At 38.7% G+C, this 15799-nt stretch carries 14 protein-coding genes and 1 pseudogene; 11 read left to right on the top strand and 4 right to left on the bottom strand.

Going from position 1 to position 15799, the window contains the following annotated elements; translation table 11 throughout:
* Nucleotides 1-348 precede the first annotated feature (348 nt).
* The 3 genes and pseudogenes from ACLPIE_RS13385 (at nucleotide 349) to ACLPIE_RS13375 (ending at nucleotide 1374) form a co-directional block, all read left to right on the top strand.
* Complete coding sequence (locus ACLPIE_RS13385) at nucleotides 349-528, top strand: hypothetical protein (protein WP_430262298.1); 180 nt, start codon at nucleotides 349-351, stop codon at nucleotides 526-528.
* A gap of 12 nt (nucleotides 529-540) precedes the next feature.
* A pseudogene (locus ACLPIE_RS13380) lies at nucleotides 541-1019 on the top strand (type II toxin-antitoxin system death-on-curing family toxin).
* A gap of 79 nt (nucleotides 1020-1098) precedes the next feature.
* Nucleotides 1099-1374: a hypothetical protein gene (locus tag ACLPIE_RS13375; RefSeq protein ID WP_430262297.1), complete on the top strand. Its 276-nt coding sequence runs from the start codon at nucleotides 1099-1101 to the stop codon at nucleotides 1372-1374.
* Between the two features lie 52 nt (nucleotides 1375-1426).
* Here the strand turns inward: ACLPIE_RS13375 and ACLPIE_RS13370 are convergent, their stop codons facing one another.
* Nucleotides 1427-1816: a hypothetical protein gene (locus tag ACLPIE_RS13370; RefSeq protein WP_430262296.1), complete on the bottom strand. Its 390-nt coding sequence runs from the start codon at nucleotides 1814-1816 to the stop codon at nucleotides 1427-1429.
* 579 nt (nucleotides 1817-2395) lie between these two features.
* Nucleotides 2396-2731 (bottom strand): hypothetical protein, encoded by a 336-nt coding sequence (locus ACLPIE_RS13365; protein WP_430262295.1) that lies wholly within the window; start codon nucleotides 2729-2731, stop codon nucleotides 2396-2398.
* Nucleotides 2732-3072: 341 nt separating this feature from the next.
* Between ACLPIE_RS13365 and ACLPIE_RS13360 the strand changes: the two genes are divergently transcribed.
* Nucleotides 3073-3903, top strand: a complete 831-nt coding sequence (locus ACLPIE_RS13360) for a hypothetical protein (protein ID WP_430262294.1) — start codon at nucleotides 3073-3075, stop codon at nucleotides 3901-3903.
* Nucleotides 3904-4695: 792 nt separating this feature from the next.
* The gene (gene mlaA, locus ACLPIE_RS13355; RefSeq protein WP_430262293.1) at nucleotides 4696-5448 is read left to right on the top strand and encodes a phospholipid-binding lipoprotein MlaA; all 753 of its coding nucleotides are present in this window, start codon (nucleotides 4696-4698) and stop codon (nucleotides 5446-5448) included.
* A 563-nt stretch (nucleotides 5449-6011) separates the two neighbouring features.
* Here the strand turns inward: mlaA and fadL are convergent.
* Entirely contained in the window at nucleotides 6012-7334 is a 1323-nt protein-coding gene (gene fadL / locus ACLPIE_RS13350) for a long-chain fatty acid transporter FadL (protein ID WP_430262292.1), read from the bottom strand.
* A gap of 353 nt (nucleotides 7335-7687) precedes the next feature.
* On the opposite strand from fadL, the gene ACLPIE_RS13345 reads away from it, so the two are divergent.
* The 4 genes from ACLPIE_RS13345 to sixA all read left to right on the top strand — a co-directional run bounded on the left by ACLPIE_RS13345 (nucleotide 7688) and on the right by sixA (nucleotide 12570).
* Entirely contained in the window at nucleotides 7688-7984 is a 297-nt protein-coding gene (locus tag ACLPIE_RS13345) for a YfcZ/YiiS family protein (protein WP_430262291.1), read from the top strand.
* 268 nt (nucleotides 7985-8252) lie between these two features.
* Entirely contained in the window at nucleotides 8253-9572 is a 1320-nt protein-coding gene (gene fadI, locus ACLPIE_RS13340) for an acetyl-CoA C-acyltransferase FadI (protein WP_430262290.1), read from the top strand.
* A complete protein-coding gene (fadJ, locus tag ACLPIE_RS13335; RefSeq protein WP_430262289.1) occupies nucleotides 9572-11755 on the top strand; it encodes a fatty acid oxidation complex subunit alpha FadJ in 2184 nt (727 codons plus the stop codon). Before fadI ends, fadJ begins: the two co-directional genes overlap by 1 nt.
* A 332-nt stretch (nucleotides 11756-12087) precedes the next feature.
* A complete protein-coding gene (gene sixA, locus ACLPIE_RS13330; protein WP_430262288.1) occupies nucleotides 12088-12570 on the top strand; it encodes a phosphohistidine phosphatase SixA in 483 nt (160 codons plus the stop codon).
* Nucleotides 12571-12591: 21 nt separating this feature from the next.
* Here the strand turns inward: sixA and smrB are convergent, their stop codons facing one another.
* Entirely contained in the window at nucleotides 12592-13134 is a 543-nt protein-coding gene (smrB, locus tag ACLPIE_RS13325) for an endonuclease SmrB (RefSeq protein ID WP_430262287.1), read from the bottom strand.
* Nucleotides 13135-13370: 236 nt separating this feature from the next.
* Here smrB and hutI point away from each other — a divergent pair, with 236 nt between their 5' ends.
* Together hutI and hutC are read left to right on the top strand one after the other, a co-directional pair.
* Nucleotides 13371-14606, top strand: coding sequence for an imidazolonepropionase (gene hutI / locus ACLPIE_RS13320; protein WP_430262286.1), 1236 nt, complete (start codon nucleotides 13371-13373; stop codon nucleotides 14604-14606).
* A gap of 229 nt (nucleotides 14607-14835) precedes the next feature.
* Complete coding sequence (gene hutC, locus ACLPIE_RS13315; RefSeq protein WP_430262285.1) at nucleotides 14836-15588, top strand: histidine utilization repressor; 753 nt, start codon at nucleotides 14836-14838, stop codon at nucleotides 15586-15588.
* The last annotated feature ends 211 nt before the right edge of the window (nucleotides 15589-15799 follow it).

Here is a 15799-nt window from a genome sequence, read left to right as displayed (position 1 = left end):
AAGCGACACTCCAAGGAGGGGATAAATTGAGTATTCGGGCGTAAAGAGACTTTTCGTCCATGATAGTAATCCCTGATCATAAAATATGCATTATGATATTATCAGCCACCATAACAAGGGAAGTCCCGTATGTATACAGTTGTTTGGCGTCATGGCTGCATTCTACGGGTTATTTTTATGTGGGTGTAGATTGTGGTAATCTCGCGGGGCGCGAATTATACGAGCGTTAATGTAAAATACAAGCAAAGCTGTTGACTTAATGTAACTTAACTTACATTATAACCAGAGGTAATACGCATCGTATACCTAGATGTAAATTACAACTCATTGGTTTATAACGAGGTTAATATGGGTCACGCACTGCAAAAGCCTAATCGCTTAAATATACCTGCTCGTGACAAAAGTAAAATCGCAGCACCAAGAGCTGCCATGAGCGAGCAAGGAAGTCATGATAATCAAGTCAAGAATGCTTTTGACTTTGGTTTCACTCGCTATGAAAAAGCCATGGAAAAATTAGCTAAGGTATAGTGAGTGCTGAATATCACAGGGGAGTTTGTTGAAGGAATTAACTATCTGTCTATCGATGATTAATAAACATCAATAGAACATTGATAGAGTTACAAACTCCCAATGAGCCAATCAAAGTATTAAACTTTAATAACCTTAGTTCATCCCAATCAAGACCAAGCCAAGTAAAATACTATGAACAAACAGATGACATGTTTGTTCATACTGCCGTATTAATTGAAAGTCTGATACAAAACCATCCTTTTGCTAATGCCAACAAACGAACAGCAATGATGGCAGGGTACGTTTTTTTATTACTTAATGGTTATGAACTAACGGCTCCAGAGGATGAAGTGGTCGAAATGGCTCGCGGATTAACAACTAAAGAATATTCACTCGATGAGCTAGACAGTTGGCTGTGTAATTGGTCAAGAGATTTTGATTCGAGGCAACTCTGTAAAGAACGAATAGGTATTGAATACTGTTCGATGTTCAGAGTTAAATCAGACTAACCCACTCCGGTGGGTTTTTTATTGCCTGAATTCTACATCTATCCTAATATTTACGCACTTAACTTAAATATGGTGATGTATGAAAAAAGGAATTATAGCAATAACACTGATTCTGGTTAGTACATTTTCTTTTGCTTCTTCAGATAGATACACTGATTATCTAGATAGAATGGATGCGATATGTGAAAAAAGCTCAGAACCAGATGAGTGTGAGGATGAGCTAAATCAATTAATGCAGTCAGTATTGGTTTTAGATGGCGCTATGCTGGAAAAATGCTCAAAAGAGGAAGAAAGCGGTTCATTGTCTAAAGAGTGTCGAAGCTTCGCTAGTTTTTGGATGAAGCTAACTAAGTAGCCTTATGAAAGATAGGAAGACCTGCTTTGGCAGGTTTTTTGTTTGCTTGGAGTTATTTGCCCCACCATCTAGGGTAATCCTTAAACGCCTCTACAATGCTAGGGTAAAAGTCATTAACTTCTCTTCGTGCTTTAAACGTCGAAAAAATGTTATCTGAATACCTAAATTCTACATGAGACCACTCTATGTAGTTTTCATGAGAATCTATTATTAAGCTAAAGTTACCATCCAGATTTACTAGCTCTGACTTTTTGTTTTCGTTCAGCGCGTTTAGAAATGCATCTATATGATAGTAAGCTATCCATGTATTAAAGCTTATTGATTGATTGTAATCGAATCCGCTAGTTCCTATGGTTATCTTAAATTCAATTGAGCCATAGTCATCTTCAAATCCTATTGTTTCTAACGAAATACGAATTGGGCTTTCGATTTTTATGTCCATGACGGAGCCTAAATAGATTACGTTGTTATTTTTGTCTAAGTTACTTGTATATGAATTTATAGGCAATAGTGATGTAGCAGCCAGCTTTGCTTCAATTTGCACTCCCGCTAAGCTAACATTACTGAAACTAATTGATGGGATGGTGAGATGAAGCATAAAAAAACAGAGGATGTTATTAACCGGCTTGATGCCAGTGACGTGAACAAGCTTCAATCAATCCACTTATTGACCGATAAAAACATTAGTTTTAATGAGTGGGTGGAAATATCTATTATAAACAATAAGATCCCTTACCCACTATATATAATAGCTTGAATTTTCTATCTAACCCTTGTTTTTATGATGGATGTGAATCCGTTTTATGCGTTCACTGGTGTGGTGATATCATTTTTACTGCCTGTGCCAATGGTGGTTTCAATTGATGCCTACCATAACAAAATTCCGCTATGTTTTTATATAGTTATTAAGATTAAAGTGACGATGATTTCATTCAGTTTGCTAATAAATAAGCGTATTTTTAAAATTAAGTAAATAAATAGTACTTATCATTGTAGCTTTAAGCCCGTCCTTGGGCTAATTTCATTGCATTACCCAGCGATCATTGACCCAACTGGCAGGGCTGTCTTCAATATATACAACCCAATCGGCTGAAGGTAGCGATAAAGTTAACTGCGAAAGTGCTTCGAGCCAATACTCAATTGATTCCATTAATATAGCTTCGTCTTCTAAAGGCAGTTTCGTTGAGCCTTCTAAAATAAACCCATGAGACGGCTCTTCATAAAAATTTAGAATTTCAGCTTCATCTTTGTATGGAAAGGATTGATTTAACGTATTTACCAGATCGTTAAATGAGTCTTTTTCGGTGGTTGTTAATATGGAATTCCTAGTTGCTGAATAATAGATTGATACACCCATGGCTAAGGCCTCGCTGTAAGAGAGTTAGAGATAACAATTAATAATAGGGTTAGTTATAAGCAATAAAATAAGAGTTAGCTTAATTAAGTAAGATTGCTGTAGATAGCCCTTCCTTGGGCTGGGTGGTTATTGCTTACTAAGTAGATGTTCTGAGTGACACAAACAACAATGGACGAGATGGGTTTGCATTTGGTGGCCCATTAACTGATGGCGGCTTTGACCGAGGGACATCTACATCACTATCATTAATAGATTGCTGGTCGAGAGCGTCTGGTCGCCACGGTTATAGTGTAAGCAATGAGCTTTGGTATTCAGAGTGGAGCTCCTGCGGTTGCGACGGATTGCCCGTCAAACGCACACCTATTGGATACTATTTTAAAAACGCAAAAGGAGTTGTGTTATCAGGGATTGGCGCAGAGCAAACAGAAAAACTAATGAAAGTTGATTCGTTCCGTGGTCTTACAGTCAATGGAATGCAAATGTCAAATGCAGGTTCAACAACAACACTTGATTACTGCATTGAGCTCGGCAGTGGTTTTGATGCTACGTTCTCGGGTTTTGCTCCTGTAAATCAGTTTGATGATAAGTATGAATATTTAATCTATGTATCAAATGCGACAGGTAATGAAAGTGTTGTACTTTTAGATCACAGTATCAGAAGTAATAAAATCGGCTTCAAAAAAGCAACCCCAGAGGGTTATTACCGATATCCTGAAATATTCAGCTTTGCTGTAGGACGGAGTCAGGATAGAGGTTTCCAGAGAAACGGAAATGTTTTACACGCAGGTAATGGCATAACTGTAACTCCGTCATCAACCGGTATACAGGACACAATTATTAATCGCGATTTCGTTGTGAGAACGGTAGGCAAGCAAAATGTGTCAATATTCTCAACGACAGGAAATAACTTTACCGCCGTTATTGATATCACAGAAGTAACTAAAACAGGAACAAAATCGGCAGTTGCTAGACAGTTTGTTTCAAGCAAAGTCAATGGCACTATCACACTGCACGGGGCATTGGGTGAACCTCAATCTGGTTGGGCTTTTGATAATCCTCTCGGGGGTGGGGTAATTGGCGTAACTGATAACTCTCCTAATGTGGTCAGGGAATTCATAGTTTCAGTTAGATTCACATCAACAGACGGAAGTGGGATATTATTTGATTATTAATGATGTTTTTCCGTGGGGGGATGAATGAACGGAGTATAGCATGGAGGGGAAATCACTGTGACGAACTGTGCCGAAATTGTGACACAAAAATGATAGGTTTTTGGGGTTGCTTTTTAGGTTGCGTACATAATAGTGTACTTTGACTGACAGTTAAGTTAATTAAATGTCAATAGATTCAATGTGTTGATTGTTTTATTAACCATATCCATTTCTAAGGGGACTTTGATGAGCGATGTTAGCGACAAGTATTTTACTGTCCAGCCCTAGTTGAATCAAGTTGATACGCGCAATTAATTCAATTTATTACCTATAATCAGTTTTTTAGTACGATTTTTATACATAATTTTAGTGATTATAGACATCGGTGTAATAAAATTTATCTTGAATGTAATGGTTAACAGGCGAATATTTTCCCCTTAATAGTTTAAATGTGTATTCAATGAAGCCTCAACTGTAGTAATGGCATCCTTTTTAAAATTATGAATATAAGAGCGAAAAATATTCAAGTCAGCTTGAAATCCGCATTACGCATTAAATAAAAACAATTTTTCAAATGGTTATGTTTCTTTGGATTGAATAAAATTTAGAATTAAATAGTTACGATGTAATTTTGCGTCGATTAATCATTATTCATATAATAAGGATATGGAATAATTGATGTATGATTGTAAGTAAGTCCGTTAAATCACTCAAAAGGGTTAACTAAAATCCTTTTTTAGACTTAATATACTCATATTCATAATTAAAGTGGAAAGTACCGTAGCAGGACGGTGCAGGGAATGGAGAGGTTTTATGAAGTTTCGCATGATGGGCGTTTTTCTGGCTGGAGTGTTAATTGCTGGGTGTGCAAGCAACATTGATCCAGAAACCCATGAACGTTCAGACCCATTAGAGGGTTTTAACCGAGCAATGTTTAATTTCAACTATAACGTCTTAGATCCTTATGTCTTAAGGCCTGTGGCGGTTGCTTGGAATGATTATGTCCCGATGCCAGCTCGTAATGGTTTGACAAACTTTTTTGTTAACCTTGAAGAACCTGCAAGTATGCTAAACAGCTTCCTGCGAGGGGAAGTTACTCAAGGATTCAAGCATTTTAACCGCTTTTTCCTTAATACCGTCTTTGGTATGGGGGGCTTGATTGATGTTGCATCAATGGCCAATCCTCAGTTAGTTAAAGAAGAACCAAAACGCTTTGGTAATACCTTGGGATATTATGATGTGGGTTATGGCCCTTATGTCGTTCTACCGGGGTATGGTAGTGCAACGCCAAGGGAGCAAGGAGGGGACTTAGTTGATGATTTATATCCAATGCTAAGCTACCTCACATTCTGGATGTCAGCAGGTAAATGGGCACTGGAAGGAATTGAAACCCGAGCAAGGTTATTAGATTCAGATGGATTACTGAAGAACTCTTCAGACCCATACTTAATGATGAGAGAAGCGTATTTCCAGCGTAATGATTTCTTATCGAGTGGTGGAGCCTTACAGGCAACAGAAAACCCAAATGCTGCAGTGATTGAAGACCAACTTGATTCTATAGATTAATAGGTTAAGTCGTTCTGGAAGATTTATCACTCTCTTGTATTGGAATGATACTAGAGAGTGATAAATAGAAAGCTAATCATTATCTCTTTTTCCTCGTTGAGAGAGAGCGTCAATCAGGGCGATTATCCCTAATACGCCAATAAAGCTAACCGTAAATACTGTACCCATAAAGCCTCCTACGTTTTTGTCATTGTTGCCTCTTTTGTATTTTCTCGGCTACCTACAGTCAACCTTAAGATATAGCGCGATTAATACTGTTTGATGAAAGATCACGTATTTTTGTATCTTGCTAGTATAAAATACGCATTTAATGCATGCTTGCAAATAAGATAATTCAGAGAATAAATCGCAATTTTATGAAAAATAAAGGGATTTATCCGAAAAAACTGGGAACCAGATAGCTTGAATCAATGAAGAAATAGATAGGTTTAATCAATGTAATTAACATTTAATTTACATATGATTATGAAAGAGATCAAGAAAAATGTGTAATAAGGTAATATTTATTATTGCAATGAACATCAGGGAGATATTTCCCCCTGATGTTAGATAATTTTAATCAATTAGAATGTATAGTTAAAGTTTACGCCATATAACCATGCTGAACCTTCAGATTTGAAGTTATAGATCGGGGAGCGAGGTTGGCCTTCGAGCAGTTTTTCACTGATATTGACTTTCTTTCCATACATGTAAGCAATACCCACATCAACCGAGGCATTTTCATTGAATGCATAAGTTGTTCCAGCACTTAGCCAGTAACGGTCTTGGTCTGGGATGGAAATTGAACGGTATTCTGAACGAACAGGTGTTTGGTCATAAGCAATACCTGTGCGGAATGTCCAATTGTCATCATAGGAGTAGGTCGTACCTAATGCTAAACGCCACGCATCCTTGAAATGTTCTGGTTTATGAAATAATTCTTTATCATCACTTTTTTGGTAGGCAGTTAATTCTTTAAATTCACTCCAGCCTGTATAAGCCACACTATAGTGTAGAGCCCATTTAGGTGCGACTTTGTGGTAACCTGAGAATTCCCAAATATCAGGTAAATTAAGGTCTAATTTACCTTTAACTTTTTCGCCACCAGTACCGTATAAGCCAGGTATTCCTTTAGGAATATCATTTGAAAATTTACCCTCTTCAAATTTAACTTTAACTTTAGAACGGTAGCTTAAGCTTAAGCGGTTATCATCATTAATTTCATATAAGATACCCGCGTTCCAGCCATAACCCCAATCATCACCTGTCAGTTTTGCCATCGTTGTACTGCTAGGAAAGGCGGGTAATTGCCCATCACTAATAATAGGGGCTAAAGAGCCTAAGTCGCCAGCATGACGGGTGATTTCTGCATCAGCATAAACTGCATTAACACCTAGACCGAAACTGAAATTGTTATTAACGCGATATGCACCACTTAAATTTAAGTTAACAGTTTTTAGATCTGTTTTACCACCGATAGGCCCAGCCGCATAATTTTTATTAAAATCAGTCGCTAAACCAAAGTTGGTTGTCATTGATGAGCCGACAGCCCACTTATCATTAATTGGGAAAATAAAATGTGCATTAGGAACAACTGCATTCGGTGCAATATTATTTGCTGTGGTATTACTGCCCAATGGCGAACCGCCTTTGCCTTTAATATCAACACTTGGGTCAATATAAACGGCGCCAATAGATAGAGAAGGGCGATCAAACAACATCATGGCTGCAGGGTTTCGGCTTCCCTCACTTGCGTTGTCGCCCATCGCACCCGCCCCCGAAAATGCGCGCCCTAATGCGGATGTTGAATATTCATTTAGCAAGAAACCAGCTGCGCCTGCGTTGGATGATACAACTGCCACTGCTATTGCTAAAGCTTTCCGAGAAAACAGGTTTTTCTGGCTCATGACCAAAACCCTCTTATGTTTTATTTTGAATAAAGCGACTTCTATCGCAAGAAGCGCAGAATTGTAGGGTCCCTTGTCTCTATGACAAATCAGACCAGTTACTAGAGTATAGGTCTGACCACCTGCTGTGTTGCAAGTCTGTTTTGTATATATTGTGGTTTTGTTTTCAAAAATGCGACATATTTAACAAAATGGTAACATAAAATAACTAATTAGGAGCAATAAGTAAGCAGATACGGGGTAAGATCAAACTTATGTTTAATTATTAGCGATATATTTTGATACACACTAGTTTTTACTACTTTTTCAGCGTTATGATAACGACTTAACAGTTTGTTAATTTGGAGAGTAAAATGACTGATGCGATTAACCGTTGTAGTGCGGATGAGACAGCTGCTTGCTGTTGTGTAGATGTGGGAACAGTGCTGGATAATAAAGACTGTACTGCGTCGTATCAGCATGTTTTCGCCACACAAGGCGAAGCAGAATCCATGTTGAAAACACTCACAGACAAAGCAAAATCTGTTGAGTCAGAACCTTGTGCAATCACCCATACTATCAAAGCAGTAGAGGGTGGTATTGAGCTTAGTGCTGAATTTAATTTTAGCTGTGAAGCTGAAAGTTTGATTTTTCAATTAGGTTTGCGTTAATCAAGCGTTTAAATTGATTTTAATGTCCCTTTTATCACTAAGAATTCGCCGGATAGGTAAATTTAAAGTGATAAAAGGTTTTGTGTTCTCTATGCTTTTTCTTTAATTCCTTCCTTCTTTGTTTTCTTTCAAGTTGCGTACCTGCTCGCATTTTTTATTAATTCCCATTGATAATTGTGAAAGTTATGTTAACAATTATTACAGGTCAGACCTCTTTGGGTCGACAGTGAAGGTTTTAATTTTCATTTTGCTTTTAGCAGGAGCGACCATGAATCAATATTCCCACTATGGTGAAAATATTTACGCAACAAAAGAAAGGATCGCCATTGTTAGTGGTTTACGCTTACCATTTGCAAAACAATCTACAGCATATCAAGGTATTGCCGCGATTGATTTAGGCAAAGCGGTGGTTGCAGAGTTATTAGCACGCAGTGATTTAGATAAAAATCTCATTGAGCAATTGGTGTTTGGTCAAGTGGTACAAATGCCCGAAGCGCCTAATATAGCAAGGGAAATTGTACTTGGTACAGGGATGAACGTTTCCACTGATGCATATAGTGTCTCCCGTGCATGTGCAACTAGCTTTCAGGCGATAGTGAATGTTGCACAAAGTATGATGGTTGGGGATATTTCTATTGGGATTGCAGGGGGAGCTGATTCATCTTCAGTACTACCGATTGGTGTATCGAAAAGTTTAGCGGCGACGTTGCTGGCATTGAGTAAAGCAAAATCCATTGGGCAAAAATTATCACTAGTTGCAAAATTGCGTTTAAAGGACTTGATGCCTGTTGCCCCTGGTGTGGCGGAGTACTCTACAGGCTTACGCATGGGGGATACAGCGGAGCAAATGGCAAAAAGCTATCATATTAGCCGAGAGCAACAAGATGAACTGGCTCATCGTTCCCATTTATTAGCTGCAAAAGCGTGGGAAAATGGTTATTTAGCCGATGAAGTGATGACGGCTTATATGCCTCCTTTTAAACAGCCTTATTCCCAAGATAATAATGTACGAGCTAACTCAATTTTATCATCGTATGCAAAATTAAAACCTGCATTTGACCGTAAGCACGGTAGTGTTACAGCCGCGAATAGCACGCCTTTAACTGACGGTGCAGCAGCTGTCTTAATGATGACAGAATCACGAGCAAAATCACTGGGTTATATTCCGCTGGGTTATATTCGAAGCTATGCTTTTTCGGCAATAGATGTGTGGGAGGACATGTTGCTTGGCCCTTCTTATGCAACACCAGTTGCATTAAAGCGAGCAGGGCTTACTTTGCAAGATTTGTCACTGATTGATATGCATGAGGCTTTTGCTGCACAAACCCTTGCCAATTTACAAATGTTTGGTAGCCGTAAATTTGCTCAAGAAAAATTAGGGATAAGTGATGCAATTGGCGAAGTGGACATGGACAAATTTAATGTGTTAGGGGGCTCTATTGCTTATGGTCATCCATTTGCCGCTACAGGGGCTCGAATGGTCACCCAAACATTAAATGAATTACGTAGGCGTGGTGGTGGTTTCGGCTTAACAACAGCTTGTGCTGCTGGTGGTTTAGGTGCAGCAATGATCTTAGAGGTGGAGTAATGACACAAAATTCTGCTACTGAATTGACAATAGATAAGACTCAGCAAGCTTTTCGATTGGAAATTTATGATGAAAATGTGGGAGTGATTTTCATTGATGTGCCTAATGAAAAGGTCAACACGCTAAAAGCGGAGTTTGCGCAGCAGTTTCTCGCCATCTTGCAAAAGGCGCAATCCACGTCAGGCCTAAAGGGCTTAGTCATCACCTCGGGTAAAAAAGATAATTTTATCGCAGGGGCTGATATTAGCATGATTGCTCACTGCGAAACGAAAGAGCAAGCTTGCGAGTTATCGAAAGAAGGTCATATCTTATTCGATAAAATTGATAATTATCCATTACCCATCGTTGCAGCGATCCACGGGGCGTGTTTAGGGGGAGGCTTAGAGCTCGCGTTAGCATGCCATGCAAGGGTGTGTTCAAATGATGATAAAACCAAGTTAGGGTTGCCAGAAGTTCAGCTTGGACTACTTCCCGGCTCAGGGGGAACTCAACGTTTACCGCGGCTTATTGGAATACCTCATGCGCTGGATCTCATGCTTACCGGTAGGCAGTTGAAAGCAAAACAAGCGCTTAAACTAGGTTTAGTGGATGATGTTGTGCCTGAATCTATTTTACTTGATGTTGCAGTAAAAATGGTTAAAAAAGGCGGCGTGCAGCGCCCTGCTATCCCTTGGCAGCAGCGGTTATTAAGCAGTAAATTATTACGCAACAAGGTCTTTCAAAGTGCGAAACAAAAAGCATTGAGTAAGACTAAAGGACATTATCCGGCACCTGAAAAAATTATTCATGTGGTAAGAACTGGGGTGAATAAAGGGTTACACGCTGGATATGCAGAAGAAGCTAAAGCTTTTGGCGAGCTGGTGATGACGCCTGAATCTGAGGCACTGCGTAACCTATTTTTTGCGGTTACAGCGCTTAAAAATGAAATCAGCGAACAATATACGCCCCAGCCAATTAATCAAGTCGGGGTTCTCGGTGGTGGGTTAATGGGCGGGGGAATTGCTTATATAACTGCTTTTAAAGGAAAAATCCCTGTTCGAATTAAAGATATTTCTGAAAAAGGAGTGGCTCAAGCCTTACGTTACAGTTGGGATTTGTTAACACAAAGAGTGACTAAACGGCGTTTACCTGCACGGGAGCGTACTGCCGTTATGGCAAGGCTCTCAGGTACTCTGAGTTTTCAAGGACTTGAGAAAGCTGACATTATTGTTGAGGCTGTATTTGAAGACTTAGCATTGAAACGAAAAATGGTTGCAGATGTGGAAAAAATGACATTAAAGAGACCTATTTTTGCTTCAAATACTTCGTCATTACCTATTCATCAAATTGCTGCGAATGCTGCTCATCCAGAAAAAGTAATTGGTTTACACTATTTTAGTCCTGTCGATAAAATGCCATTGGTCGAGGTTATCCCTCATAAAGATACGGATGAAGAGACGATTGCAACTGTAGTCGCTTTTGCTAAGCGGCAAGGTAAGACTGCAATTGTGGTTGGTGATGACGCTGGCTTTTATGTTAATCGAATTTTAGCTCCATTTTTATGCGAAGCTGCTCAATGTTTAATGGAAGGTGAGCCGATAGAGCATATTGACCGTGCATTAGTGGAGTTTGGTTTTCCTGTTGGCCCATTCAATCTGCTTGATGAGGTTGGTATTGATATTGGGACAAAAATCTTACCAATCCTCGTTGAACGCTTTGGTGAACGCTTTAAAGCCCCTGATTTGTTGGATAAGGTCGTTAAAGATGAACGTAAAGGTAAGAAAAATGGTAAAGGCTTTTATCAGTATGGGCATGCATCAAGCAAGTTTTTATTTTGGACAAAAACGAATAAACGGCAGGTAGATAAATCTATCTATTCCCTCATTGGTGTCACGCCTAATAGCAGGCAGACAAAAGCCGAAGTGGCGCAACGTTGTGTCATGATGATGTTAAATGAGGCAGCTCGCTGTCTTGATGAAAAGATCATAAAAAATGCCCGAGATGGAGATGTGGGGGCCGTATTTGGTATCGGTTTTCCTCCGTTCTTTGGAGGGCCATTTAGGTATATGGATAGTCTAGGGATTGCAAAAACAGTAGAGACTTTGCAGAGCTTGGCTATACAGCATGGCGACAAATTTCTACCTTGTGAATTGTTGTGTGAAATGGCTAACAACCATCGGACATTTTTCCCAACAAACTCATAAATGATGTGTTTTATTCTAAGCATGGCTTCACAATACTCAATATGTAAAGGCCTGATGCGGATAGGCACTATTTGGTCATCAGGCTTTTTACTTTGGGTAATCAAAATATAACCATATAAAAGATAATTATCAATTTATTGATTTAACGACAAAAAATAGTGTAAAAGCATATTCTTTTAATAAAAAATAAACAAAAATCTACTCAAATCATTTTCTTTATGGTTCATTTCATGCAGAATCACATTTCACCCCAACTGATGGTTACTTTTACAACAATTATCTTAACAAAAGAATAGCCACTTTACTTAATCTGGCTACTCAGATGGTGGATTATGCAAGTTTATATTATGCGTCATGGCGATGCAGCGATACAGGCGGCAAGTGATGCCGTACGTCCATTAACTCAAAAGGGAAAAGATGATTCGGTATTAATGGCTCAATGGTTGAACAAACAAGGTGTTAAAATTGATGCTGTCCTTGTTAGCCCTTATTTAAGAGCACAACAAACGCAGAAAATTGTTAGTCAATATATCGAAACGCCAGAGACATTTGAAGTTTTAGACCAGTTAACACCTAGTGGAAATGCGGCATTTATTGCAGATCATATCCGTGATCTTGCCATGCTTGGCACGAAAGCTGTTCTTGTTGTATCCCATTTGCCGCTGGTGGGGTATTTAGTATCAGAGCTTTGTCCCCACAAAGAGCCCCCTATGTTTACCACATCAACAATAGCGTGTATTGATATTGATGTTGCTTTGCAAAAAGCGCATGTTGAATGGATGCTAAGTCCATCACAATTGCTGTTTACAAAATAAATCGGTTAAATATCAGAGCGCTTAACGGCGAGCGCTCTCTACTGTTTCAATTAATAATAAAAGAGATGCATTACCACCCCATTCTTTAGGGGCTTGATGAAAAGCAATGATGTCAGGATGCTGAGCTAACCATAATGGGGTTTGCTGTTTTAACACATGTTTTCCATGACCATGCATAATACAAGCACAGTAAACATTTTCTCGTTTGCATGCAGCAATCAAAGCACCAATCTCTTGTTTGGCCTCCATTTGGGTTAAACCATGTAAATCCAGAAACAATTCAGGAACGTAGTCACCACGGCGTAATTTTTTTAACTCATACGGGTTAGCATCAGGCCTTAAATAACGTGTTGGGCCTTCATTTTCAAGTTGGGGTTGAAATTCATCTGAAAAATAAAAGGAGGCATCAACTTGTTCTTGCATGACTTTTTTATTAGACGGTTGTGTTACTTTTGTACGAATGGGGGGATGCAGAACTTGATCCTGACGAATTTTTTTTGTGCCGTTAATGGCTTCATTAAATAGATGAATATCTTCATCTTTAAGCCCAAATTTATTTTTCATAGCTTTAATTTTAATAATGTCATTATGTGATTAATGGTTTTGGCTGTTAGTGTACCTCATTTTCTCGGATAATGGAGACAATTGCATAATAGATTATTCGTGTTCAGTAACAAATTTATAACCTTTTATCGAGTAAGCATTGACAAAAGGGGTCATGCTAGTCTAATTGTATATACATATATATACGTTTAATTGCTAAATGAGTGACATTGACTTCGATAATGATAGGAACAACGATGACATTTAAAACTCTCCCTCAAGATATAGTTTGGCGAAATGGTCGTATTGCAACAATGAACACTGATTTATCAATACCTTATGGATTGATCGAAAACCATGACTTAGTTGTTCGAGGCAATCAGATTGTTGCTATCGTACCTACCAGTGAAATTGAAATAGATGGTAATCAAGTTATCGATGTAGAAGGTAGATTAATTACACCTGGTTTAATTGATTGCCATACACATTTGGTTTTTGGCGGTGATCGTGCTTCTGAGTGGGAACAACGTATGAATGGTGTTTCCTATGAAACGATCAGTGCTCAAGGTGGGGGGATCAATTCAACTGTACGTGAAACGCGGAAAATGAGTGAAAGCGCGTTATTTCAACGAGCTAAACCACGACTAGAGGCGTTGATCAACGAAGGTGTCACCACCATTGAGATGAAGTCAGGTTATGGTCTTGATTATGAAAATGAGGAGAAGCAATTAAAAGTTGCAAAACGGTTATCTGTGGCCTATCCCATTACCGTGAGTTCAACGCTCCTATCTGCACACACGGTTCCTCCTGAATATAAAGGCAAAGCCGATGAGTACATCGATTTGATCTGCCAGAAAATAATGCCTGAGTTATGGACGAAAGGGCTTTTTGATGCGGTAGATGTATTTTGTGAAAGCGTTGGTTTTTCTCTCAAACAAAGTGAAAAACTATTTTCAGCAGCTCAAAGACTTGGTATACCGGTGAAAGGCCATGTTGAACAGTTATCTAACTTAGGTGGGAGCGAGTTAGTTGCCCGCTATAAAGGGCTGTCAGTTGACCATATAGAATATCTTGATCTTGAAGGTATTAAGGCGCTTAAGGCCAGTGGAACCGTTGCGGTATTGCTGCCGGGGGCATTTTATTTTCTAAGAGAAACTAAGCTACCCCCCATTGAATTACTACGTGAGCATCAAGTTCCTATGGCAATTTCAACGGATTTCAATCCGGGGACAAGCCCATTTGCATCATTACGTATGATTATGAATATGGCCGCAGTATTGTTTAAATTAACACCTGAAGAGGTTTGGGCTGGTGTAACCTGCCACGCAGCCAAGGCTTTAGGGCGTGGAGATAGCCACGGGCAATTAAAACCAAACTATGTTGCAGATTTTGTTGTCTGGGATGCGAAAGAGCCTGTCGAAATGGTGTATGAGCAGGGTAGTAACCCAATGTATATGCGGGTCCATGAAGGTATAATTACTCATACTAACTAATGATGTTGGTAACTATTAGTATAAAAAGATATTTAAATTGTACTAATAACAGTCATAATTAATTAATAAAGTTCTGGTTACTGTTTATAATGAGTACCTCAATATATATGGTAACCCCGAATATTTTTTATTTTTTTCATTCGCGACTGTCAGGATAAAAATTATCCGATAGCACTAAGGTAGTGTTGTATGTTGGCTTGAAAATAACAGACGGACACTTAAGATTTTAATGACTAAATTGGAAACCACTGTGACAGCCGATCGAAAAGAAAAGCAAGGAACACCTGTTCCGTTATATTTACAAGTTAAGCAATCAATCATTGAAAAAATTCATACTGCGCAATGGCAGGCAAATGACCGTATTCCATCAGAGGCTGAGTTAGTATCGCAATTTAACTGTAGCCGAATGACGGCAAATAGGGCATTGCGAGAGCTTACTGCCGAAGGATTATTAGTACGCTTACAGGGCGTAGGAACCTTTGTTGCAGAACCTAAAGGGCAATCTGCGCTATTTGAAATTCACAGTATTGAAGCTGAAATATTGGCCAGAAATCACAAATATAGTTGCCGGATAATTAAACTTGAAGAAATACAAGCATCGCAAGCGTTAGCAGGGGAGTTAAATATAGCCCCTGATTCTCCAGTGTTTCATTCAATTATTGTGCATTTAGAAAATGATGTTCCTGTACAAATTGAAGATAGGTATGTAAACGCGTTAGCAGCGCCTGATTATTTACAGCAGAATTTTTTATTAATTACACCTCATGATTATTTATCGCAAGTGGCTCCATTAACACAAGGGGAGCATATTGTAGAAGCGGTAGAGGCGGACGAGCGTTCAGCAAGATTATTGAATATCAATGTTGGAACATCGTGTTTACTCATAACTCGGCGGACATGGTCGCAATCTTTCATTGTCACGAGTACAAAATTATTATTTCCCGGTCATCGTTATAAGCTAAAAGGTCGTTTTTCATCTTAAATCTCAATTTAAGATAGGTGGAACGTTATTCATAATAATTTTCCGCTATCTGGATTTCCCCTCTTTAAACCCTCCCTTGATATTTGTGAATTTGTTGTAAAATAAATGTGATCTGGTAAGCAGATTTAGAAGAAAAAATCGACATATAAAAATACGCATAAATTCATAGTGTTTTGTTTTTTATGACTAATTTTGTTTCTCATATAAGATA

Origin of the sequence: Providencia sp. Me31A, assembly GCF_050487165.1 — a bacterium.
In the GTDB taxonomy this organism is placed as follows: domain Bacteria; phylum Pseudomonadota; class Gammaproteobacteria; order Enterobacterales; family Enterobacteriaceae; genus Providencia.
This window is presented reverse-complemented; position numbering and strand designations above follow the sequence as displayed.